22 protein-coding genes are annotated in these 21,368 nt (G+C 71.2%); 5 read left to right on the forward strand and 17 right to left on the reverse strand.

What is annotated here, in order from left to right; all coding sequences use genetic code 11:
* Positions 1–57: 57 nt before the first annotated feature.
* Positions 58–774, forward strand: coding sequence for a gamma-glutamyl-gamma-aminobutyrate hydrolase family protein (locus ABCR83_RS00435; protein WP_462692108.1), 717 nt, complete (start codon positions 58–60; stop codon positions 772–774).
* Positions 775–844: 70 nt separating this feature from the next.
* Here the strand turns inward: ABCR83_RS00435 and ABCR83_RS00440 are convergent, their stop codons facing one another.
* Entirely contained in the window at positions 845–1,765 is a 921-nt protein-coding gene (locus ABCR83_RS00440; protein WP_462692109.1) for a LysR family transcriptional regulator, read from the reverse strand.
* Between the two features lie 70 nt (positions 1,766–1,835).
* On the opposite strand from ABCR83_RS00440, the gene ABCR83_RS00445 reads away from it, so the two are divergent.
* The gene (locus ABCR83_RS00445; protein WP_462692110.1) at positions 1,836–2,990 is read left to right on the forward strand and encodes a TDT family transporter; all 1,155 of its coding nucleotides are present in this window, start codon (positions 1,836–1,838) and stop codon (positions 2,988–2,990) included.
* On the opposite strand, the gene ABCR83_RS00450 is transcribed toward ABCR83_RS00445, so the two are convergent.
* The 3 genes from ABCR83_RS00450 to ABCR83_RS00460 are packed head-to-tail and all read right to left on the reverse strand — an operon-like array spanning position 2,917 to position 6,536.
* Positions 2,917–3,657: a helical backbone metal receptor gene (locus ABCR83_RS00450; protein ID WP_462692111.1), complete on the reverse strand. Its 741-nt coding sequence runs from the start codon at positions 3,655–3,657 to the stop codon at positions 2,917–2,919. The genes ABCR83_RS00445 and ABCR83_RS00450 overlap by 74 nt on opposite strands.
* 34 nt (positions 3,658–3,691) lie before the next feature.
* On the reverse strand, positions 3,692–5,503 hold the full coding sequence (locus ABCR83_RS00455; RefSeq protein ID WP_462692112.1) for an ABC transporter permease/substrate binding protein: 1,812 nt from the start codon (positions 5,501–5,503) through the stop codon (positions 3,692–3,694).
* On the reverse strand, positions 5,496–6,536 hold the full coding sequence (locus ABCR83_RS00460; protein ID WP_462692113.1) for a quaternary amine ABC transporter ATP-binding protein: 1,041 nt from the start codon (positions 6,534–6,536) through the stop codon (positions 5,496–5,498). The genes ABCR83_RS00455 and ABCR83_RS00460 overlap by 8 nt, the downstream gene beginning before the upstream one ends.
* Before the next feature lie 138 nt (positions 6,537–6,674).
* Between ABCR83_RS00460 and ABCR83_RS00465 the strand changes: the two genes are divergently transcribed.
* From ABCR83_RS00465 to ABCR83_RS00475, 3 genes are all read left to right on the forward strand, one after another.
* The gene (locus tag ABCR83_RS00465; protein WP_462692316.1) at positions 6,675–7,589 is read left to right on the forward strand and encodes a 5'-3' exonuclease; all 915 of its coding nucleotides are present in this window, start codon (positions 6,675–6,677) and stop codon (positions 7,587–7,589) included.
* Positions 7,590–7,653: 64 nt separating this feature from the next.
* The gene (locus ABCR83_RS00470) at positions 7,654–8,502 is read left to right on the forward strand and encodes a siderophore-interacting protein (protein ID WP_462692114.1); all 849 of its coding nucleotides are present in this window, start codon (positions 7,654–7,656) and stop codon (positions 8,500–8,502) included.
* A gap of 36 nt (positions 8,503–8,538) precedes the next feature.
* A complete protein-coding gene (locus ABCR83_RS00475; RefSeq protein ID WP_462692115.1) occupies positions 8,539–9,231 on the forward strand; it encodes a hypothetical protein in 693 nt (230 codons plus the stop codon).
* Between the two features lie 37 nt (positions 9,232–9,268).
* Here ABCR83_RS00475 and ABCR83_RS00480 read toward each other — a convergent pair whose 3' ends face one another.
* The 13 genes from ABCR83_RS00480 to ABCR83_RS00540 all read right to left on the reverse strand — a co-directional run bounded on the left by ABCR83_RS00480 (position 9,269) and on the right by ABCR83_RS00540 (position 21,367).
* Positions 9,269–10,045, reverse strand: a complete 777-nt coding sequence (locus ABCR83_RS00480; protein WP_462692116.1) for an ABC transporter permease — start codon at positions 10,043–10,045, stop codon at positions 9,269–9,271.
* Positions 10,042–11,040: an ATP-binding cassette domain-containing protein gene (locus ABCR83_RS00485; protein ID WP_462692117.1), complete on the reverse strand. Its 999-nt coding sequence runs from the start codon at positions 11,038–11,040 to the stop codon at positions 10,042–10,044. The genes ABCR83_RS00480 and ABCR83_RS00485 overlap by 4 nt, the downstream gene beginning before the upstream one ends.
* Before the next feature lie 187 nt (positions 11,041–11,227).
* Positions 11,228–11,875, reverse strand: coding sequence for a PadR family transcriptional regulator (locus tag ABCR83_RS00490; protein WP_462692118.1), 648 nt, complete (start codon positions 11,873–11,875; stop codon positions 11,228–11,230).
* A gap of 135 nt (positions 11,876–12,010) precedes the next feature.
* Positions 12,011–14,824, reverse strand: coding sequence for a DEAD/DEAH box helicase (locus ABCR83_RS00495; protein WP_462692119.1), 2,814 nt, complete (start codon positions 14,822–14,824; stop codon positions 12,011–12,013).
* 44 nt (positions 14,825–14,868) lie between these two features.
* Positions 14,869–15,762: a diacylglycerol kinase gene (locus ABCR83_RS00500; protein ID WP_462692120.1), complete on the reverse strand. Its 894-nt coding sequence runs from the start codon at positions 15,760–15,762 to the stop codon at positions 14,869–14,871.
* A gap of 28 nt (positions 15,763–15,790) precedes the next feature.
* A complete protein-coding gene (tatC, locus tag ABCR83_RS00505; RefSeq protein ID WP_462692121.1) occupies positions 15,791–16,750 on the reverse strand; it encodes a twin-arginine translocase subunit TatC in 960 nt (319 codons plus the stop codon).
* A 62-nt stretch (positions 16,751–16,812) separates the two neighbouring features.
* Positions 16,813–17,109: a Sec-independent protein translocase subunit TatA gene (tatA, locus tag ABCR83_RS00510; protein WP_462692318.1), complete on the reverse strand. Its 297-nt coding sequence runs from the start codon at positions 17,107–17,109 to the stop codon at positions 16,813–16,815.
* 187 nt (positions 17,110–17,296) lie between these two features.
* Positions 17,297–17,503: a hypothetical protein gene (locus ABCR83_RS00515; RefSeq protein ID WP_462692122.1), complete on the reverse strand. Its 207-nt coding sequence runs from the start codon at positions 17,501–17,503 to the stop codon at positions 17,297–17,299.
* Positions 17,504–17,527: 24 nt separating this feature from the next.
* Complete coding sequence (locus ABCR83_RS00520; RefSeq protein ID WP_462692123.1) at positions 17,528–17,764, reverse strand: hypothetical protein; 237 nt, start codon at positions 17,762–17,764, stop codon at positions 17,528–17,530.
* A 5-nt stretch (positions 17,765–17,769) separates the two neighbouring features.
* Positions 17,770–18,732 (reverse strand): helix-turn-helix transcriptional regulator, encoded by a 963-nt coding sequence (locus ABCR83_RS00525; protein WP_462692124.1) that lies wholly within the window; start codon positions 18,730–18,732, stop codon positions 17,770–17,772.
* Between the two features lie 31 nt (positions 18,733–18,763).
* Complete coding sequence (locus tag ABCR83_RS00530; protein ID WP_462692125.1) at positions 18,764–19,777, reverse strand: helix-turn-helix transcriptional regulator; 1,014 nt, start codon at positions 19,775–19,777, stop codon at positions 18,764–18,766.
* Between the two features lie 125 nt (positions 19,778–19,902).
* A complete protein-coding gene (locus ABCR83_RS00535) occupies positions 19,903–20,277 on the reverse strand; it encodes an FKBP-type peptidyl-prolyl cis-trans isomerase (protein ID WP_462692126.1) in 375 nt (124 codons plus the stop codon).
* Positions 20,278–20,335: 58 nt separating this feature from the next.
* On the reverse strand, positions 20,336–21,367 hold the full coding sequence (locus tag ABCR83_RS00540) for an FKBP-type peptidyl-prolyl cis-trans isomerase (RefSeq protein ID WP_462692127.1): 1,032 nt from the start codon (positions 21,365–21,367) through the stop codon (positions 20,336–20,338).
* Position 21,368: the final 1 nt, after the last annotated feature.

The following is a 21,368-nucleotide window of genomic DNA, read 5'->3' on the forward strand; positions in this document are numbered from 1 at the left end:
GGAAGCAAAGGTAGCGGTGAAAACCATTGATCCACTGAGCCCAGGGGGACGAGGACCTTGCCCAGTCAGCCGTTGATCGGCGTCACCACCTATTTCACCCGGGCCCGCTGGGGCGTCGCCTGGGACCTGCCGGCGGCGCTGCTCCCGGCCGACTACTCGCGGTATGTCCAGCAGGCCGGCGGTCTGGCCGTACTGCTGCCGCCGGACGACCCGGCCGCCGCCGCGTCCGTCGTCCGGCGGCTCGACGGCCTGGTGCTCGCGGGCGGCGAGGACCTGGACCCGGCGCTCTACGGCGAGCGGCCGCACCCGCGCGCGGGCAGCCCGGTGCCGGAGCGCGACCACTGGGAACTGGCCCTGCTGGACGCCGCGTTGGAGCAGGGCGTGCCGGTGCTGGGCATCTGCCGGGGGATGCAGCTGATGAATGTGCACGCGGGCGGCGCGCTCCATCAGCATCTGCCGGAGACGGTGGGGCACAAGGGCCACAATCCCCGGGTCGGCACGTTCGCCGAGCATCTGGTGGAGGCGGCGCCGGGCACCATGCTGGAGCGGCTGATGCCGGGGGCGGTCGATGTGGCGACCCATCACCATCAGGGGGTGTCGCAGCTGGGGAAGGGGCTGATCGCTTCGGCCCATGCGGAGGACGGGACGGTGGAGGCGATCGAGTACGCGGCCCACGGGGGCCGTTTCGCGCTCGGCGTGCAGTGGCATCCGGAGGTGGGCGGTGATCTGCGGGTGATCCGGGCGCTGGTGGGGGTGGCGGCCGAGCGCCGGTAGGGCGTGTCCCCCGGGCCGGTGCGGGGCACACGGCGTCCGCCGCGACCCGTAGGGGGTGTCTGCGAAGCCGCTACGCGGCCCCGCGGGTCAGCCCCAGCAGGTCCCGGGCCGGGCCGGCCGGCCGGGCGCCCAGCGGCCAGACCGCGCGCAGGTCCCGTCGCAAGCACACTCCCCCGACCGGGATCTCCACCACCCTCCGCCCCGCCAGCTCCTCCCCGACCGCCAGCTCGCTGAGCACCGACGGCCCCGCCCCGCTCACCACGGCCGCCTTCACCGCCGTGGTGGAGGCGAGCTCGAGCAGCGGCGGGGCCAGGCCACCCCGCGAGGCCAGCGCGGCGTCCAGCACCTGCCGGGTGCCCGAGCCCGGTTCGCGCAGCACCAGCGGGGTGGCCGCCAGCTCCCCGGCATCCAGCGGTGAGCGCCGCCTGGCCCAGGGGTGTGCCGGGGCGGTGACCACCAGCAGGCGGTCCTGGCCGATGACCGCGCCGTCCAGACCTGCCGGGAGCTCCAGGCCCTCGACAAAGCCGAGATCCGCCTCCCCGGCCAGCAGCCGGGCCGCGACGGCGGCGGAGTTTCCCGCGAACAGCGAGACCGCGGTGCCGGGCCGCTCGGTGCGCAGCGCTATCAGCCAGCCGGGCAGCAGATACTCGGCGATGGTCATGCTGGCCGCCACCCGCAGCCGGGAGTCCCGGCGGGTGCGCAGTGCCTGGGCTCCGGCGTCGAAGGCCTCGGCCGCCTCCACGATCCGCCGCGCCCAGTCGGTGACCAGCACTCCGGCGGCGGTCAGCCGTGACCCGCGCGGGGAGCGCTCCACCAGGGCCACCCCCAGCAGGCGTTCCATGCTGCGCACCCGGCCACTGGCGGCAGGCTGGGTGATGCCCAGCTCGCGGGCCGCCCGCCCGAGGCTGCCGAGCCGGGCGACGGCGAGCAGCAGCTCCAGCGCCCCGAGGTCGGGCACCCGGTGCGCCAGCGGCATACGGTCCTCGCTCATCAGTTCAGCTTATGCCCTCATAGGTGAGTGCTCCCTGGTGAGAGCCCGGGGGCCGGGAGACGGTGGAGGCATGACCACGCTCGCGCCCCCACGCCCCCTGGCTCCCTCTCGTTCCACCGAAGGGCTGCGGCAGCTCGGGCCCAACTGGTACGCCACGGTCATGGGCACCGCGATCGTCGCCACCGCCGGTGCCGCCCTGCCCGGCCGTTTGCCGCCCGGGCTGCACGGTGCGCTCCAGGCCGTCTGGGCGCTGTCCGCGCTGGCGCTGACCGTGCTGCTGGCCGCCCGCGCCGGGCACTGGGCGCGCCATCCGGACCAGGCCGGACGACACCTGGCCGATCCGGCGGTGGCCCCGTTCTACGGCTGTCTGGCGATGGCGCTGCTCGCCGTCGGCGGGGCGACGCTGTCCGTGGGGTCGGCGGTCATCGGCCAGGGACCGGCGGTGGCCGCCGACGCGGTGCTGTGGGTGGCGGGCACGGTGACCGGGCTGGTCGCGGCGGCGGGCATTCCGTACCTGATGGTGACCCGGCACCGCATCGAGGTGGGCAGCGCCTCCCCGGTGTGGCTGCTGCCGGTGGTCGCCCCCATGGTCTCCGCCGCGCTCGGCCCGGCGCTGGTGCGCCATCTGCCGGCCGGGCAGTGGCGGGAGGCGATGCTGCTGGGCTGCTATGCGATGTTCGGGCTGAGTCTGCTGATGACGCTGGTGATGCTGCCGGTGGTGTTCTCCCGGCTGGTCCACCACGGCCCGCTGCCGCTCGCCCTGACGCCCACCCTCTTCCTGGTGCTCGGCCCGCTGGGCCAGTCCACCACCGCCGTGAACAACCTCGCCGATGCGGCGCGGGGCGCCATCGCGGCCCCGTACCCGCAGGCGATGTCGGCCTTCGCGGTGCTGTACGGGGTTCCGGTGCTGGGCTTTGCGCTGCTGTGGCTGGTGTTCGCGGCCGCCCTGGTGGTGCGCGCCGCCCGGGGCGGGATGGGCTTCGCGATGACCTGGTGGGCGTTCACCTTCCCCATCGGCACCTGTGTCACGGGCGCCGCCGCCCTCTCGCGCCACACCGGGCTGCACGCCTACACCTGGCTGGCGGTCGGGCTGTATGCCCTGCTGGTGCTCGCCTGGGCGGTGGCGGGAGTCCGTACGCTGGGCGGGCTGTTCAGCGGGCGGCTGCTCGCAGCGCCGCGCCCAGCACCTGCGGCGCCCGCCCCAACGACGGCCCGTACCAGGTGAGATGACGGCCGCTGACCAGTGCGGACGGCAGCCCCGGGAAGGCCTCGGGGCCGTCGTCGCGGGTGAAGCGGTAGGGCTCGTCCGGCAGCACGACCAGCTCGGCGCCGCAGGCGTTCAACTCCTCGAGGGGGACGCGCGGATAGCGCTCGGCGTGCTCCGCGAGGACGTTGACCACCCCGAGCCGGGCCAGCAGATCACCGGCGAAGGTGTCCCGGCCGAGCACCATCCAGGGCCTGCGCCACACCGGCACAACGGCCCGCAGTGCGGGCCCGGTTGCCGTCGTCTCCCGCCAGGCGTCCCGGGCGTCCGCCAGCCAGCCGGGCCGGGGCAGCCCGCAGCCGTGCACCAGCACCCGCTCCAGCTCGCCGAACGCCTGCTCAAGAGTGCGCACTTCGGTCACCAGGACCGCCAGCCCGGCGGCGCGCAGCGCGGCCAGGTCAAGGGCGCGGTTCTCCTCCTCGTTGGCGATCACCAGATCGGGGGCGAGGGCGGCGATGCGGGCCACATCCGGGTTCTTGGTGCCGCCGATCCGTACCACGTCCAGCCCGGCCGGGTGGTCGCACCAGTCGGTGGCCCCGGCCAGCAGGGCGGGCTCGGTGGCGGCCACCGCCTCGGTGAGCGAGGGGACGAGCGAGACGACGCGGCGTACGGCAGGACGGCTGATCACCGTCCCACCGTACGCCGCGTCGGGTGATGTTCCGTCAGGAGCCGTTGACGGGCGCCAGCTTGTCGACCAGGCCGGGGCGTTCGTCCAGCCAGTGCCGCGCGGATTCCTTCTCCTTGTTCTTGCCGCCCTGCTGAATCGCGGCCTCGAGCGAGGAGAGGTCCTGCTCGGACATCTTGAAGTTCTTCACCCAGTCCGTGATGCGGGGGAAGTCCTTGGCGAAGTCCTTCTTGCCGACGGCGTGGATCTGCTCGCCGCTGCCCCAGGCGCCCTTGGGGTCCTTGAGCTTCTTCAGCTCATAGGTGCCATAGGCCCAGTGCGGCGACCACAGGGTGGTGACGATGGGCTCCTTCTTCTTGATGGCCCGGTCCAGCTCGGCCAGCATGGTGGCGGTGGAGGAGGAGACGACCTTGTACTCCCCTTCCAGGCCATAGGCCTTGAGGACCTTGTCATTGAGCGTGCCCATCATTCCGGCGCTGGCCTCAATGCCGATGATCTTGCCGCCGAACTGCCCGCTCCTGCCCTTCAGGTCCGCCAGCGAGTCGATGCCCTTGACATAGGAGGGCACGGTCAGCTCCAGCGAGGTGGGCCCGTACCAGGAGCCGAGGTCGGAGAGCCGGTCACGGTAGCGGTCCATATATTGCTTGTGCGTGGTGGGCAGCCAGGAGTCGAACTGCACATCCATCTGGCCCTGGGCGAGCGCGGTGTACAGCGGGCCCGGGTCGAGCTGCTTGACGTCGGGCCGGTAGCCGCGCTGTTCCAGGATGTTCTGCCACAGATAGGTGGAGGCGACGGCCTCGTCCCAGGGGAAGTAGCCGAGCTTGATCCGCTTGCCCTGGCCGATGTTCTTGCCCGCGGCGACGCTCTCCCGGTCGCTGTCGCCCTGGACCAGGTGCATGCCGCCCGCGACCAGGGCGAGGACGACGACCCCGACGGCGGCGACGGCGGTGGCCGGCCGGTGGCGCAGCACACCCGCCGCCGGGCGTGCGGTGGCCGCCTCCTTGGCGGTGGCCCGGCGGCCGAGCGGGGAGACCCGCTTGCCGAGGGCACCGGTCATCCGGTCCAGGTACATGGCGAGGACGACCACGGCGAGGCCGCTCTCCACCCCGGCGCCGATGTCGACCTTGGTGACGGCCGAGTACACGGCCTCGCCGAGACCGCCCGCACCCGCCATGCCCGCGATGACGACCATGGACAGCGCCAGCATGATGACCTGGTTGACGCCCGCCATGATGGTGGGCAGGGCGAGCGGCAGCTGGACCCGGAGCAGGGTGTCGCGCGGGGTCGTCCCGAACGCCCGCGCGGCCTCGACGAGTTCGCCGTCGACCTGGCGGATGCCGAGCTCGGTCATCCGGACGCCGGGCGGCATCGAGAAGACGATGGTGGCGATCAGGCCCGGGATGGGCCCGATGGAGAAGAACATCACGCCGGGGATCAGATAGACGAAGGCCGGCATCGTCTGCATGACGTCCAGCACCGGCCGCAGCACCCCGCTCACCCGCTGGTCGCGGGCCGCCCAGATGCCCAGCGGCACGGCCATCAGCAGGGTGAGGACGCTGGCCACCAGGACCAGCGAGAGGGTGGCCGTCGCCTGGTCCCACAGGCCCAGGGAGTCGATGAGGGCGAAGCCCGCGAAGGCGAGCAGCGCGGCGAGCAGCCCGCGCAGCCACCAGGCGACCACCGCGAGGATGCCCGCCATCAGCAGCGCGCCGGGGGCGCCGAGCACCGCGTGGACGCCGTCGTACATGCCGGTCAGCACCGTGCTGATGGCGTCGAAGAGCCAGGAGAGGTGCGACTGCAGCCAGTCCACGGCGCTCTGCACCCAGTGGCCGATCTTGATCCTAGGCATGGGCCGTCACCTCCTCGGCGGCCTCGGTTCCCAGTACGGCCAGCAGCCGGTCACGGGTGACGATCCCGGCGAGGCGGCCCTGGTCGTCGGTGACGGCCACCGGGGCGTCGCTGCGGGAGCAGGGGGCGAACAGCTCGGCGAGGGGAGTCCGTACGCCGACGGTGGCGCCGGTGTCCCCAGCGGCCGTTCCCGGCTTTTCCATGATCGCCCCGGCGGTGAGCACCCGGGAGCGGTCCACGTCCTGGATGAAGGAGGCCACATAGTCGTTGGCGGGCCGGACCAGGATGTCCTCGGCGGTGCCGTTCTGGACGATCCGGCCGTCGCGCATCACGGCGATCCGGTCGCCGAGGCGCATGGCCTCGTTGAGGTCGTGGGTGATGAAGACGATGGTCTTCTTCAGCCGCTTCTGCAGGTCCAGCAGCTGGTCCTGCATATCGCGGCGGATCAGCGGGTCGAGGGCGCTGAAGGACTCGTCCATCAGCAGCAGGTCGGCATCGGTGGCCAGGGCGCGGGCGAGCCCGACGCGCTGCTGCATGCCGCCGGACAGCTCGTCGGGCCAGGAGTCCTCCCAGCCGCCCAGGCCGACGAGTTCCAGGGCCTCGGCAGCGCGCTCCGCCCGTTCGGCGCGCGGCAGGCCGCGCACCTCCAGGCCATAGGCGGCGTTCTCCAGCACGCTGCGGTGCGGGAAGAGGGCGAAGTGCTGGAAGACCATGCTGATGTTGCGCGAGCGCACCTCGCGCAGCTCGGCCGGGGACAGGGCGGTCAGATCGCGCCCGTCGTAGTGGACTCGTCCGGCGGTCGGTTCCAGCAGTCCGTTGAGCATCCGCAGGAGGGTGGACTTGCCCGAGCCGGACAGACCCATCACCACGAAGATCTCACCGGCCTCGACCTCGAACGAGGCGTCGATCACGGCTGCCGTGGTGCCGTCGGCACGCAGCTCGTCGCGGCTCGCGCCGCCTTCGAGCCGCTTGACGGCGGCTTCGGGTCGTCTGCCGAACACCTTGTACAAGCGCTCGGCTCTCAGCCTGGACACATATACCTCTCGGGTCGAAATACACTCCGGCGCCGCGCCTGCCCAGACCTATTCAGGGCAAACCGAACAGTGGTCCACTTCACATGTCGTCATGGTCGACGGGGCTGCGGCATCATCGACCGCGTGACGCGACGCCTGATGCTCCTCGACACCTCCTCCCTGTACTTCCGCGCCTATTTCGGTGTGCCCGAGTCGGTGAAGGCCCCCGACGGCACTCCGGTGAACGCCGTGCGCGGCCTGCTCGACTTCATCGCCCGGCTGGTCCAGGACCACCGGCCGGACGAGCTGGTCGCCTGCATGGACTTCGACTGGCGCCCGCAGTGGCGGGTGGAGCTGATCCCGTCCTACAAGGCGCACCGGGTGGCGGAGGAGGCTGCCGGGGAGCCCGGTGCCGAAGCCGCCGAGGAGATCCCGGACACCCTCTCCCCCCAGGTGCCGGTGATCGACGAGGTGCTGGACGCGATCGGCATCGCCCGGGCCGGCGCCGAGGGGTACGAGGCGGACGATGTGATCGGCACGCTCACCGGGCGGGCGGCGGGCCCGGTGGATGTGGTCACCGGCGACCGCGATCTCTACCAGCTGGTCGACGACCGGCGCGGGGTGCGGGTGCTCTATCCGGTCAAGGGCGTCGGCACCCTGCAGGTGGTGGACGAGGCGCTGCTGCGCGAGAAGTACGGGGTGGACGGCCCCGGCTACGCCGATCTCGCGCTGCTGCGCGGCGACCCCAGCGACGGGCTGCCGGGGGTGCCGGGGGTCGGCGAGAAGACGGCCGCCAAGCTGCTGGCCTCCTTCGGCGATCTGGCCGGCATCATGGCGGCCGTCGACGACCCCGCGGCCGGGCTGACCCCGGCGCAGCGCAGGCGGCTGGCCGAGGCCCGCCCGTATCTGGCCGTGGCGCCCAGGGTGGTGCGGGTCGCCTCCGATGTGCCGCTGCCGGACTTCGACCCGGCGCTGCCGTCGGCGCCGCGCGATCCCCGGGCCCTGGAGGCGCTCGCCGCGCGCTGGGGCTTGGGGGGATCTTTGCAGCGGCTGCTTTCCACCCTGACCCACTGAATGTTAGGTTAGGCAGTCCTAATTTTTTCTCAGGATTTTTGACTCAGGCGGGGAGACGGCAGGCATGGCAGAGCGCCCCAACCGCAAGCAGGCCCGGCTCACCCGGGCCCGGGTGGTCCGTACCGAGCGGCTGACGCCCCATATGGTGCGGGTGGTCCTGGGCGGCGAGGAGCTCGCGGAGTTCGGCGCCGGCGAGCACTCCGACCACTACATCAAGCTGCTCTTCCCGTCGGCCGGGGTCGACTACCCGGAGCCCTTCGACATGGAGGTCATCCGCCGGGATCTGCCGCGCGACCAGTGGCCCCGGACGCGCACCTACACCGTGCGCTCCTTCGACCGGGCGGCGCGTGAGCTGACGGTCGACTTCGTGGTCCACGGCGACCAGGGCCTGGCCGGGCCCTGGGCCGCGCGGGTCGAGCCGGGTGCCGAGGTGCTGTTCCTGGGCCCCGGCGGCGCCTACTCCCCCGACCCGGCCGCCGACTGGCATCTGCTGGCCGGCGATGAGAGCGCACTGCCCGCGATCGCCGCCTCCCTGGAGCGCCTGCCCGAGGGGGCCACGGTGCGGGCCTTTGTCGAGGTCGCCGATGAGCGGGAGGAGCAGAAGCTGGCTCTCGCGCCCGGGATCGAGGTCGTCTGGCTGCGCCGAAACGGTTCGCCGGTGGGTCAGGCGCTGGTCGAGGCGGTGCGTTCGCTGGAGTTTCCGGCCGGTGACGCCCAGGTCTTCGTCCATGGCGAGGCCGGCTTCGTCAAGGAACTGCGCCGTCATCTGCGCCTGGAGCGGCAGATTCCGCGTGACCGGCTGTCGATTTCCGGCTACTGGCGCCGGGGCCATGACGAGGACGGCTGGCAGGCGTCCAAGCGCGAGTGGAACCAGCAGGTGGAGGCGGAGCAGGAGGCACCGGCCGCGGCCTGATCCTCCCTCACCCGAACGGCCGGGTAATGTTCCCGCATGAACCCTGCCCGGACAGCTCTGGCGAGCATAGCCACGGCGGCCCTCGTTCTGACGACGGCCGCCCAAGCTTCGGCCGATTCCACCGGCTCCGGCTCGAAACTCCAGTTTTCCAACCTCACCAGCCCCGACCACCAGCGGGGCCGGGAGGTCGCCTTCACCATCACGACGGACCCGTCCTCGCTGAAGGGCCAGAGCGCCCTCGCCCTGCAGTCGCCCGCCTTCTTGGAGAAGGTCAAGCGCAAGGCGTCGAACTTCGAGAAGGGCAAGAACGGACTGCTCTACACCGAGATCGCGGCCATCATCCGCTGTGATACCAAGCCCGGCACCTACGCCGTGGACCTGGTGGGCGACGACGGGGACTCCCCGCTGGACTCGGTGAAGCTGACGGTGTCGTCCGCCTGGGACCCGGGCAACCGCGACTTCTGCCAGGGGCCCCAGAACTACTCTTACGACCAGACGTCCGAGACGGCCCCCGACGGCAAGGGCGGCGACGAGACCACCGACGGCAGCGCCGACACGACCTCCGAGACCGCGGCCACGTCCGAGGGCAAGGACGACGGGCTCGGCACCGGTGCGGTCGTCGGCATCGCGGGCGGCGCCGCCCTGGTCGCCGCCTCCGTCGCGGCGGGCGGCACCTATCTCGTCATCCGACGGCGCCGCCGCCTGGAGGGGGCCGACGACTCCTGGTGAGCGACGGCCCCCCAGGGGGTGTCCGACGGACGCGGTGCTAGACCGACCGCTGGTACAAACGGAACGTCCGGGTGGAGAGCCACATCGCGACCGTCGCCGCCGCCAGCAGAGCCCCGCCCCGGCCGAGCACCTGGCCCCAGTCCGGGTCGGCCGACATCGCCGAACGGGCCGCGGTCAGCGCCCAGTTGACGGGGTTGAAGTCCGCGACGTGCCGCATCCACGAGGGCATCAGCGCGGGCTTCATAAAGGCCGAGGACAGGAAGGTCAGCGGGAGCAGCAGGAAGGTGTTGATCCCGATGATCGACTCGCGCTGCCGGGTCAGCATGCCGATGGCGTTGGAGAACGCCCCCATCAGCGTGGCGAGCAGAATCGAAGCGAGCAGGAGGACCGCCAGACCCCCCACGCCGCCCGGGTAGTCCGCGCCGCCCGCCTTTCCGAGCAGCACGATGACGACCGACTGCACCGCGGTGCTGATGTTCTGGTTCAGAACGCTCGCGTTCATCAGGGCGCCACGGCTGACGGGGGTGACCAGGAAGCGGTTGAGCGTGCCGCGCTCGATCTCCTCCATGGTGCCCATGCCCACCCACATGGCACTGGAGAGCGCGCTCATCACGACCACTCCGGGCACCAGGTAGTCGAGATAGCTGCCGCCGCCGAACCCGGGCAGCTCGACCACCTTGCGGAACAGTGCCCCGAAGAGGAAGAGCCAGATCACCGGCTGGATGAGGGTGATCACCATAAAGGCGGGCTGCCTGAGGAGCGCCTTCAGCTGACGCTGGGTCATGTACCAGGTGTGGTGGAGGGCGAGGCTCATCGGGCACCCCCCGCCAGGGCCGGGGTGCCGGCTTCGGAGTAGCGGCGTCCCGCGTGGCGCAGATAGACGTCGTCGAGCGACGGCCGGGCGACGGTCACCGATGCCACTCGCACGCCTTCCCGGTCCAGGACGGCCAGCACACCCGGCACGGCCGCGCCGCCGTCATCGGCGCGGGCGCTGAGCCGCGGCCCGTCGAAGGTGATGTCGCGCACACCGGCGAACTCCATGAGGGCGGCGGCCAGCAGCTGTCCGCCCACCGGATCGACCGGTGCGTGCAGCTCCACATGGACGGCGTCACCGCGCAGTTCGCCCTTGAGGGAGTCGGGTGTGCCGACGGTGACGACACGGCCCCGGTCGACGATCGCGATGCGCTCGGCGAGCCGGTCCGCCTCGTCCAGATAGTGGGTGGTGAGCAGGATGGTCAGACCCTCGCCCCCCGCCAGCCGGGCGATCTCCTCCCACATGGCCGTGCGGGCCTCGGGGTCGAGCCCGGTCGTCGGCTCGTCGAGGAAGAGCACCTGGGGACGGTGCACCAACCCGATGGCGACATCGAGGCGGCGCTGCATGCCGCCCGAGTACCCCTTCACCGGGCGGCCCCCGGCCTCGGCGAGCGCAAAGCGGTCCAGCAACTCATCGGCCCGCCTGGTGAGTTCGGTGCCGCGCAGCCCATACAACCTGCCCTGGAGCAGCAGGTTCTCCCGGCCGGTGGCCACCGGGTCGGCACCGGACCGCTGGGCGACGACGCCGATGGCGCGCCGTACCCGGTCGGGGTGGCGCAGGACGTCATGGCCGGCCACGGTGGCGGTGCCGGAGTCGGGCCGGGCGAGAGTGGTGAGGATCTTGACGGTGGTGGATTTTCCGGCGCCGTTGGGACCCAGCAGCCCGAAGATGGCACCGGGCCGCACCGCGAGGTCCAGCCCGTTGAGGGCGGTGACGTCACCGGGATAGGTCTTGATCAGTTCGCGCGCCTCGACGGCGTGCGGGTGTGCGCTCATGGCTGAGCCGCCTCCGTGTTTCGGTGTTCGGGGTATGTCGATGTACTCCGAACCGATCTACGGGGAAGTGCCGGGCTATCCTGGGTGTGCCGCACCTCGAGCGCCCGGTCTGCCTCGCCGCAGACCCGTTCGGGGACCGGGGACCCCGGCGGAGGCTGTTGACGCAGCGTCCGCCGGGGCCCTTCTCTTATATCTGGTTCGTAAGTTTTGTCAGAATCTCCATCTCCTGGGGAACCTTCCCCGTCTCGCTCATCTCGCGCCACCCATCGACGCCGCTGATCCCACCCTCGTCCAGCTCCTTGCAGAAGCCCCGGAGCCAGGCGACCTCGGCCTGGACCATGTGCAGTTGATACTCCGCCTCGATCAGCAGCACCCCCGGCAGGATCTCCTTCCACTTGGCGAGGTCCTCGCCGATACCTGCCGCCTGCGCTTCACGGAGGGCCAGCCGCTCGTCCAGCAGCCTGCGCGCCTCGTCGAACGGGAGAGCCAGGATCAGCGCGAGCGCGGTCTCGAAGAGGGGGTACTCCCGGGCCGGGACCGCCACCAGATGACTCAGCCAGTCGTGCATCTCCGCGCGGCCGGCGGGGGTGAGCGCATAGAGCGTCCGCTCGGGGCGGTTGCCCTCCTGCTCGGTGCCGGCCGCCTCGACGAAACCATGCCGCTCCAGGTTCTGGACCACGGTGTAGAGCGAGCCAAAGTTGATCTTGATGCTGTGATCCTTGCCGCGCGTCTTGAGCAGGCGCGCGATCTCATACGGATGCATGGGCCGCTCCACCAGCGTGACCAGGATGGCCAGCGCCAGGGGGTTGCTCAGCTTGCGACGCTTCACAGCCACGACTCCTCGCTTCCGTATATTCGTGAGCGAGCATATCGCGGTTCACCCTCCTTGCCAATACGCGATGTATCGCAATCCTGGCAAGACAAAGCCCGCCCCCGGAAGACCCGGGGACGGGCTTGGTGCAACCGGGCCTCAGCCCACCGACGAGTACGCCACCACGCCGCGCAGCAGGCCGTCCACCGCCTTGCGCGCATTGCGCGCCACCGCACTGCCCGGCGGGGCCGCGGCCGCGATCTGGCCCAGGACGTCGATCAGTTGCTTGCACCAGCGCACAAAGTCGCCGGCCGGCATCTCGATCTCCCGCAGCACCTCGTCCAGGCCGTGGCCGGACGCCCAGCGGTACGCGGCCCAGGCGAAGCCGAGGTCGGGCTCGCGCTGGCCCACCCCCTCCGCCTGGTTGATCTGGTGCTCCTCCTCCAGCGCATCCAGCCGCCCCCAGATGCGGACCATCTCGCCCAGCGCCGCCTTAGCCGCCCCCGAGGGCAGCTTGGGCGGCACCGCGTCATCGGCCAGCCGCGCCTCGTAGACCAGCGCGGAAGCACAGGCCGCCAGATCCGCCGGACCCAGCCCCTCCCAGACGCCCTCGCGCAGGCACTCGGAGGCCAGCAGGTCCAACTCGCCATACAGCCGGGCCAGTCGGTGACCATGCTCGGTCACCTCATCCCCCCGCAGATAGTCAAGGTCGGTCAGCAGACGGCAAATACGGTCGAAGGTCCGGGCGATGGTGTTGGTACGGCCCTCGATGCGCCGCTCCAGCTGACGGGTGTCCCGCTGCAGCCGGTGGTAACGCTCCGCCCAGCGGGCGTGATCCTCGCGCTCGGCACAGCCATGGCAGGGGTGCGCGCGGATGGCCGAGCGCAGCCGGGCGATCTCGGTGTCGTCGACGGCCGCCGAGCGCGCCCGGTGGTGCCGCTCGGGCTCCAGGTGCCCGGCCTTCGTCCGCAGCGCGGAGGCCAGATCACGCCGCGACTGCGGACTGCGCGGATTGAAGGAGCGGGGCACCCGCATCCGCTCCAGCGCCTCCACCGGCACCGGGAAGTCGATCGCGGCCAGCCGCTTGACCTGCCGCTCGGCGGTGAGGACCAGCGGGCGCGGACCGTCCTGGTCGGCATAGCCGCGGTGCCGGTCGCTGCGCCCGGACAGCCCCGGGTCCAGCACCAGGGCGAGGCCCGCATACTTGCCGGTCGGCACATGGATGACATCGCCCGGTCTGAGCTTCTCCAGCGCGGCCATGGCGGCGGCCCGGCGCTGGGTGGCTCCCTGCTTCGCCAGCTGAGTCTCACGGTCCTTGAGCTCACGGCGCAGCCGGGCATACTCCTCGAAGTCGCCGAGGTGGCACTCGATGGCCTCGCGGTACCCCGCCAGGCCCTCCTCGTTGCGCTGCACCTGACGGGAGATGCCGACCACCGACTTGTCCGCCTGGAACTGGGCGAAGGAGGTCTCCAGCAGCTCCCGCGAGCGGTGCCGGCCGAACTGCGAGACCAGGTTGACCGCCATGTTGTAGGAGGGCTTGAAGCTGGAGCGCAGCGGATAGGTGCGAGTGCCCGCCAGCCCGGCGAGCGCGCCCGGGTCCATGGCACGCTGCCAGAGCACCACCGCATGGCCCTCGACGTCGATGCCGCGCCGGCCGGCCCGCCCGGTCAACTGGGTGTACTCGCCGGGGGTGATGTCGGCGTGCTGCTCGCCGTTCCACTTGACGAGCTTCTCCAACACCACCGAACGGGCGGGCATGTTGATGCCCAGCGCCAGGGTCTCGGTGGCGAAGACCGCCTTGACCAGGCCCTTGACGAACAACTCCTCGACGACCTCCTTGAAGGTCGGCAGCATCCCCGCGTGGTGCGCGGCGATGCCCCGCTCCAGGCCCTCCAGCCACTCGAAATAGCCCAGGACGTGCAGGTCTTCGTCGGGAATGGAGGCGGTGCGCTCCTCGACGACCGCCCGCACCGTACGGCGCGCCTCGTCGTCGTTCAACCGCAGGCCCGCGTACAGGCACTGCTGGACGGCGGATTCACAGCCCGCGCGGCTGAAGATGAAGGTGATGGCGGGCAACAGCCCCTCGGCGTCCAGCCGTTCGATGACCTCGACGCGGCTGGGCGTCCAGATCCTGCTGCGCTGCCGGCGCTCGCGCTCGCGGTCCGCCTCGCGCAGATTGCGCCCGCGCCGCTTGTCCCGCCCGCCCAGCGGGCGGCTGTTCTCCATCCGGGCCAGCCGCACCAGGTCGGGGTTGACCTCGCGGCGGGTGCCCTGGGAGCCGGATTTCTCCTCGAAGAGGTCGTACATCCGCCGGCCGGCGAGCACATGCTGCCACAGCGGTACCGGCCGGTGCTCGGAGACGATCACCTCGGTGTCACCGCGCACGGTGTCCAGCCAGTCGCCGAACTCCTCGGCGTTGGAGACCGTGGCCGACAGGGAGACCAGGGTCACCGACTCGGGGAGGTGGATGATCACCTCTTCCCAGACCGCACCCCGGAAGCGGTCGGAGAGGTAGTGCACCTCGTCCATCACCACATGGCCGAGGCCGAGCAGCGCCTGCGACCCGGCGTAGAGCATGTTGCGCAGCACTTCGGTGGTCATCACCAGCACCGGGGCGTCCCCGTTGATGCTGTTGTCGCCGGTCAGCAGGCCTACCTTGGCGGCGCCATAGCGCCCCACCAGGTCGTTGTACTTCTGGTTCGACAGCGCCTTGATGGGGGTGGTGTAGAAGCACTTGCGGCCCTGGGACAGGGCCAGGTGGACGGCGAACTCGCCGACGATGGTCTTTCCGGAGCCGGTCGGCGCCGCGACCAGCACCCCCTTCCCCTCCTCCAGTGCCTGGCAGGCAGCTATCTGGAAGGGATCCAGCTCGAAGTCGTACATTTCGCGGAAGGGGGCCAGTGCGGTGGCCTGCTCCGCGGCGCGCTGCCGTGCCAGGGCATAGCGCTCAGCAGGGGACATGTCCTCGGTCATCTTGGTTACGAGCCTACCGGTGCCCTCCGACAACCACCCGATCTTTATCCCGCCCCCAGCAGCCGCACGGCTCCGGGCACGGTCTCGGCAGCGAGCGGCAGCGGCCCAAGCGGCTCGCCGTCCGCGTAGCCGGTGACGCCGTCGGCGGCGAGCGTCACCCGGGCCGCCCGGTGCACGGTGACCCGGGGGTGGCCGAGGTGGGTGCCCCGGTAGACCCTGGGGAACACGGTGAGCAGGGTGGTCCGGCTGCAGGGACCGACGACCGTGATGTCGAACAGCCCGTCGTCCGGGTCGGCCTCCGGGCAGATGCGCATGCCGCCGCCGTAGCAACTGCCGTTGCCCACCGCGATCAGCGTGGCCTCGACGGTGTGTTCCGGTCCGTCGTCGAGCCGGATCCGGTACCGGATCGGCCGGAGCGCGGCCAGCTCCGCGAGCAGGGCCACGTTGTAGCGCATCCGCCCGCGCGGGAAGCGCAGGCGGTTGCCGCGGTCATTGACCCGGGAGTCCAGGCCGGAGGCGAGGACGGTGCCGAACCAGGTGCCGCCCACCCTGCCGAGATCGCGGGCGCGGCCGCCGTCCCCCTTGAGCGCCTCGGCGATGCCCCGGGCCGCCGCCACCGGATCGCGCACCGGCAGGCCATGGGCACGGGCGAAGTCATTGCCGGTGCCGACGGCCACCACCCCCAGCGGGGTCGGTGTCCCGGCGACCGCCTGGAGCGCCAGGGAGGTCATGCCGTCCCCGCCGACGGCTATCAGGGCGCCCGTCCCGGCCGCCACCGCCTCCCGGGCCCGCCGCAGCGCGTCGGGGGCGTCCACGCCCAGGACCGTACGGACCGAGTGGCCGGCCGAACGCAGCACCCGGGCGGCCGGCAGGGCCGCGCGGGCACCGCGGCCACGGCCCGCGGTGGGATTGACGAAGAGCGTGATATCGCTGGTCACGCGCCGGACCCTACCGGCAGCCGCCGGATCAGGTCACGTCGTCGTAGCCGGTGCGGCGGCCGGAGTGCCCGTCGCCGTCCGGCTCGGCCGGCTGCTCCAGGGCGGGCAGCGGCTCGACATCGCCGACGGACTCCGGGGTGAGGTCGATCGAGGAGGCCTCGTCGTCGGAGAGCAGCGCATCGGGGTTGGCCCGCTGCCTGCGCTTGTCGTTGAGGAGCGAGATGCCGACGGCGATGAAGTACAGGGCGATGATCGGCCCGGCCAGGGCGAACATCGAGATGGGGTCGACGGTGGGGGTGGCCACCGCCGCGAAGACCGTGACGCCCATGACCATGCCGCGCCACCAGCCCAGCATGCGCCGTCCGGTGAGCACTCCGCCGAAGTTGAGCATCATCAGCAGCAGCGGCAGCTCGAAGGAGAGCCCGAAGACCACCACGAGGCGGGTGATCAGGTCGATGAGATCGCCGAGGTTCACCAGGTTGGTGACCCCGCTCGGCGAGAGGTCGATCAGCATCCTGGCGGCCTGGGGAAGGATCGTGTACGCGAACCAGCCGCCCGCGACGAACAACGGCACCCCGGCGGCGACGAAGCTCAACGCGTACTTCTTCTCATTACGGTGCAGGCCGGGGGCGAGAAAGGCCCACAGCTGGTACAGCCAGATCGGGCTGGACACCACCAGACCCGACACCAGGGACACCTTCACGGCAAGGGTGAACGCCCCGGTGAGACCGTTGATCGTGATGTTGGCGCACTTCGCGTCTTTGTTGTGGTGCGCAGTGTCCCGCCAGGAGAAGTCGCACCCGATCGCCTTCTGGACAGGGTGCTGGAAGATGTCGATGATGTCCCGGTAGAAGAAGGCAGCCACGATCATCACCACCACGATCGCGATGACCGACTTCGCCAACCGGTTGCGCAGCTCACGGAGGTGTTCCGCGAGCGGCATCCGCCCCTCGGGGTCCTTCTCCTTCTTGCGGGCGGACTTCAGCAACCCACATCCCTATCTCGTGCGGCGGACGGACGCCTTTGGACGGCCGTCTCGGTCGTCCTGGATCAGCGCTGCGTCGTGTGGTCGGCAGTCTCCCGCACCGGGCGGGAGGTCACATCGCCGGGGGCGGCCTTGATCGTACGCGCTGTGGCGTCCTTGGCATCCGCGGCCTCGGCGGGCGGGTCGGACGGGGCGGCGGCCGTGTCCTTGCCCTCCGAACGCATGGCCTTGGCCTCGCTCTTGAGGATCCGTGCCGACTTGCCGAGGGAACGCGCCATGTCGGGGAGCTTCTTGGTGCCGAACAGCAGAACGACAACGACGAGAATCAGGAGTATCTCGGGCCATCCGAGCTTTCCGAACAACATATGTGTGCGCCTTCTCACCGAAGCCTATGGGGGGTGGTACTGCCGACCGCTGAGACATTTGTCCACCAGCCGTACGGCAGCGATCGTAACGCGCAGGGGTGAACGGGGGGCAATCCCCGTGCGTACACCCGGCCCAGCCTACCGCCCGCGAACCGGCAGCAGCAGACGGCCTGGCGCACCGTGGTCAGTCCTGACGCAGGGTGTGCGCGGCCTGGGTGGCCAGCGGGGTCGCGGCCCGTTCGAGGTCCTCGGTGGCCCGGGTGATCCGGCGCGAGCTCTCGGCGACCTGCCGGGCCAGCCGACGCGTTTCCAGCAGGACACGTGCGGCGAGCATCCCGAGCACGGCGATGCCGCAGAAGCCGAGGGCGATGGCGATCATGGGCCAGAGCATGGGGAACCTATCGAGCCAGGGGGATCAGACGGTCGAGTGCAGCCGCAGGGTGCGCACCCCGCCGCCGGTCAGCAGCTCGATGATGCGCTCTCCGGCGGGCTTGCGGACCGAGGAGCCGCAGTCGGGGCAGGTGAAGGAGTAGAAGGTGGTGCGGCGGCTGGCACCGATCGCCAGCCGCAGCGCACCCGCGGCCAGTTCGAAGCGGCCCCGGCAGTCGGGGCAGGCGGCCTTGAAGATCGCGGCGGCGGTGACCTCCCTCATCCGCTTCACTCCCCGTACGCCGCGAGGGCGGCCAGGGCCGCGGCCCGGGCGCCGGCGGCCAGGGCGGGCGGCGAGACGATCCGGCCGTCCCGGCCGAGCCGCAGCGCGAGCCTGCGCAGGGAGGCCGGGTCGGGGGTGCGCAGGGTGATCCGCAGACCGCCCTCGGGCAGTTCCTCGGCGCTGTCGTGCGGGTAGTACTCGGCGACCCAGCGTCCGCCGGGGCCCACCTCGATGATCACCTCGGGGTCCTCGGCGGCGGGCTGCACCAGCCCCGCCGACAGGTCGCGCAGCTCGACGGGCGGCGGATCGGAGGACTCGTCGAGGAGTCGGATTTCGGCCACCCGGTCGAGGCGGAAGGTGCGCCGCGCCTCGGACAGCCGGCACCAGGCCTCCATATAGGTGTGGCCGACGGCGAACAGCCGGATGGGGTCGACCTCGCGCTCGGTGAGCTCGTCGCGGGCGGGCGAGTAGTAGCGGACCCACAGTCGGCGGCGTTCGGCGATGGCCCGGTCGACGTCGGCGAAGACACCGCCCTCGGATTCGAAGGTGACCGAGAGCCGGGAGCTGGCACCGGCCGCCTCCCCGGCCGCGGCCTCGATCTTCGCGGTGGCCCGGACCAGCGCCTGCCGGTCGCTCTCCCGCAGCCCGGGCAGGGTGGCCACGGCCCGGGCGGCCACCAGCAGGGCGGTGGCCTCGTCGGCGGCGAGCCGCAGGGGCTCGCCGGTGCTGGTGCCGGAGGCATCGGGGTTGTGCCACCAGATGCGGTCGCCGTCGGTGTCGATGTCCAGCAGGTCACCGCCGCGGAAGCTGGTGCCGCACATCGGCAGCACATCGAGGTCGCCGATCAGTTCGTCCTCGGTGATGCCGAACGCGCGCGCCACATCGGCCACGCGGGCGCCGGGGCGCTCTCGCAGATAGGTGACCAGCGACAGCATCCGTCGCGTCTGGTCAATGGCATTTCCGGCCATGGAGGTTCGGTCCCGTCCTCTTTCGCTCTGGTCAGCCCTTGGCCACGGCACGCAGCCGGTCGAGCACATCGGCCCGCAGTTCGGCGGGTTCCAGTACGAGCACATCGGGGCCGAACTCGGCGAGCCAGGCGTCCAGACCGTGCCCGTAGGGGATCTCCAGCTCGTCCCAGCCGTCCCCGAGGTCGCGGGTGGCCAGGGCACTGGTGCGCAGCGGATAGCCATGGCCGCCGCGCACCTTGATCCGGGCGGTGCCGGTGGCCGTCTCACCCGCCCAGGTCTCCACCGTCTCCCGCACGGTGACGTGGTCGGGCACCGGGGCGGTGAAGGGCAGGGCACGGGAGCGGACCCGGCCGGTGATCCGGGAGAGCCGGAAGACCCGCTCGGCCTGGCGGTCGCGGTCCCAGCCCGCGAGATACCAGTGCCCCCGCCAGCACTCCAGGGTCCACGGTTCGACCTGTCGCTGCTCCGGGCGGGCGGCATTGGCCTTGCGGTAGTCGAAGACGACCGGGCGGCGGTCGCGGGCGGCGAGCATCAGCGGTTCAAAGGCCGCCTCATGGACCGGGATGTGCGTCTCGAGGGCACTCTGGCGGCCGTATGGATCCTCGGCCAGCGGCATTCCGGCGGCGCGCAGCTTCTGCAGCGCTCCGCTGGCGGCCCCGGCGAGGCGGGCCTGCTGCCAGACCTTGGCGGCCAGGCCGAGGGCGGCGGCCTCCTCGACGTCCAGGGTGATCGGGGGGAGGCGGTTGCTGTCCCGGCGGGCGAGGTAGCCGGTCTCGCCGTCGGCGCCCTCCACGGTCTCGATGATCAGGCCGAGTTCACGAAGGTCCTCCTTGTCGCGCTCGAACATCCGGTTGAAGGCTTCATCGCCGCCCTGGGCGGCGACGGAACCGGATGCGACGCCGTGGCCCGCCCCCGTGCCTCCGGGGCCGAAGGCCTGGAGGTAGGCCTCGATGGACGCCCGCAACTCCCGCTTGCTGAGCGGACGGCGCGCCCCCAGCAGGCACAGCGCCAGATTCATCAGCCGCTCGGCCTTGGCAATCGCCATCGGCGCCCTCTCACCCCGTCCTCATGTTGTCTCAACCGATGACCGTACCGCCCACCGGTCGCACGGCAAAAGCCGAGGGCCCGCACGCCATCGCGCACGAGCCCTCGGCCTGCGATACCGCTGCCTCAGACGGCGACCAGGTCGCAGACGAAGATCAGCGTCTCGTTCGGCTTGATCTTGCCGCCGCCGGCGCCGCGCTCGCCATAGGCGAGGTGTGCGGGGATGGTCAGGCGACGGCGGCCGCCGACCTTCATGCCCTGCACGCCCTGGTCCCAGCCGGCGATGACCTGGCCGGCGCCCAGCTGGAACTCCAGCGGGTTGCCCCGGTTCCAGCTCGAGTCGAACTCCTCACCGGAGTCGAAGGAGACCCCGACGTAGTGGACCTTCACTTGGTCCCCGGCCTTGGCCACCGCGCCGTCGCCCTCCCAGAGGTCGACGATCTCCAGCTCGGTCGGCGCGGGGCCCTCCGGAAAGTCGATCTCGGGCTTCTCGATGTTCACCTAAGTGCTCCTACGAACGAATCCTGTGGACAACCGTGCAAGTTTCGCAGACGGTCGGTCAGACCTTGCCCACGATGTCCACAACAAAGACGAGCGTGGCGCCCTTGGGGATGGTGTTGCCCGGCGGCGGGTTGTCACCGTAGGCCAGGTTCGCCGGGATCACCAGCTCCACCCTGTCCCCCACGTGCTTGCCGACCAGCCCCTTGTCCCAGCCCGGAATGACCGAGCCGACCCCGATCTGGAAGGCGGTGGGGCCGGGCGGCTGGTGGTCCCAGGAGGAGTCGAACTTCTTTCCGCCGTCCCACATCACTCCGGTGTACTGGGCGATCAGCCCGTCGCCCGCCTTGACCTCGGGACCGGTGCCCTTGATCAGCACCTGCTGCTTGAGCTCGGACGGCGCCTTCTCACCCTTGGGGATGGCGATCTCCGCGGCCTTCTGGGACTCCGCCTTGACCTCCGGCATGCCCGGATCCGGCTTGGCCTGGTCGCCCTTGACCTCGGCCTTGGCCTCGGTCTTCTGGGCCCCGACCACATCGAGGACCCACAGGATGCCGTCCTCGGGGTTGAGCTGGCCCTGCGAGGCCTGCTCACCGAGCATCGCCTTCACCGTGCCCTCGATCCGGACCCGGGAGCCGATCTTCTGCCCCTCCAGGGCGTCCAGCACCTTGGGCGGCACCGGCTGACCGTTGGCCTGGCCGAGCTGCTGCACCGCCTGGCGGCGCACTCCATTGCCGACCTGGGACTGCTGCGCCCACGACCCGTCGAAGGTCTTGCCGTCCTTTATGGTCTGCGCCGCGTAGTCGGCGCGGACAAAGGCCCCCTTCTCCACCTTCGGGCCACTGCCCTCGCTCACCACGGTGACCGTGAGCTTGTCCGTCGCCTTGGCGTCCTTCGGCCCGGAGATCATGGGCTTCTCGCCGAACTTGCCCTCCACGCTGACCTTGCCGGAGCCGCCGCTGTCGGACCCGCACGCCGCGGCGGTGAGCAGCAGGACGGGCACGGCCAGCGCCGTCGCGAGGCGACGGGCCTTCCTGGGGTTCTTGGGGTTCGGAGACAGGTGCGGGGTTTGTGCCCCGGTGAATCGCAGCATC

Source organism: Streptomyces xingningensis (assembly GCF_054957865.1).

Coding starts and splice junctions, on each gene's coding strand:
- ABCR83_RS00495 (WP_462692119.1), bottom strand. CDS start 14,824: ATGACCGAGGACATGTCCCCTGCTGAGCGCTATGCCCTGGCACGGCAG.
- ABCR83_RS00520 (WP_462692123.1), bottom strand. CDS start 17,764: ATGAGGGAGGTCACCGCCGCCGCGATCTTCAAGGCCGCCTGCCCCGAC.
- ABCR83_RS00530 (WP_462692125.1), bottom strand. CDS start 19,777: ATGGCGATTGCCAAGGCCGAGCGGCTGATGAATCTGGCGCTGTGCCTG.
- ABCR83_RS00440 (WP_462692109.1), bottom strand. CDS start 1,765: ATGAGCGAGGACCGTATGCCGCTGGCGCACCGGGTGCCCGACCTCGGG.
- ABCR83_RS00480 (WP_462692116.1), bottom strand. CDS start 10,045: ATGAGCCTCGCCCTCCACCACACCTGGTACATGACCCAGCGTCAGCTG.
- ABCR83_RS00485 (WP_462692117.1), bottom strand. CDS start 11,040: ATGAGCGCACACCCGCACGCCGTCGAGGCGCGCGAACTGATCAAGACC.
- ABCR83_RS00470 (WP_462692114.1), top strand. CDS start 7,654: ATGGCAGAGCGCCCCAACCGCAAGCAGGCCCGGCTCACCCGGGCCCGG.
- ABCR83_RS00465 (WP_462692316.1), top strand. CDS start 6,675: ATGCTCCTCGACACCTCCTCCCTGTACTTCCGCGCCTATTTCGGTGTG.
- ABCR83_RS00540 (WP_462692127.1), bottom strand. CDS start 21,367: ATGCTGCGATTCACCGGGGCACAAACCCCGCACCTGTCTCCGAACCCC.
- ABCR83_RS00515 (WP_462692122.1), bottom strand. CDS start 17,503: ATGCTCTGGCCCATGATCGCCATCGCCCTCGGCTTCTGCGGCATCGCC.
- ABCR83_RS00475 (WP_462692115.1), top strand. CDS start 8,539: ATGAACCCTGCCCGGACAGCTCTGGCGAGCATAGCCACGGCGGCCCTC.
- ABCR83_RS00455 (WP_462692112.1), bottom strand. CDS start 5,503: ATGCCTAGGATCAAGATCGGCCACTGGGTGCAGAGCGCCGTGGACTGG.
- ABCR83_RS00525 (WP_462692124.1), bottom strand. CDS start 18,732: ATGGCCGGAAATGCCATTGACCAGACGCGACGGATGCTGTCGCTGGTC.
- ABCR83_RS00445 (WP_462692110.1), top strand. CDS start 1,836: ATGACCACGCTCGCGCCCCCACGCCCCCTGGCTCCCTCTCGTTCCACC.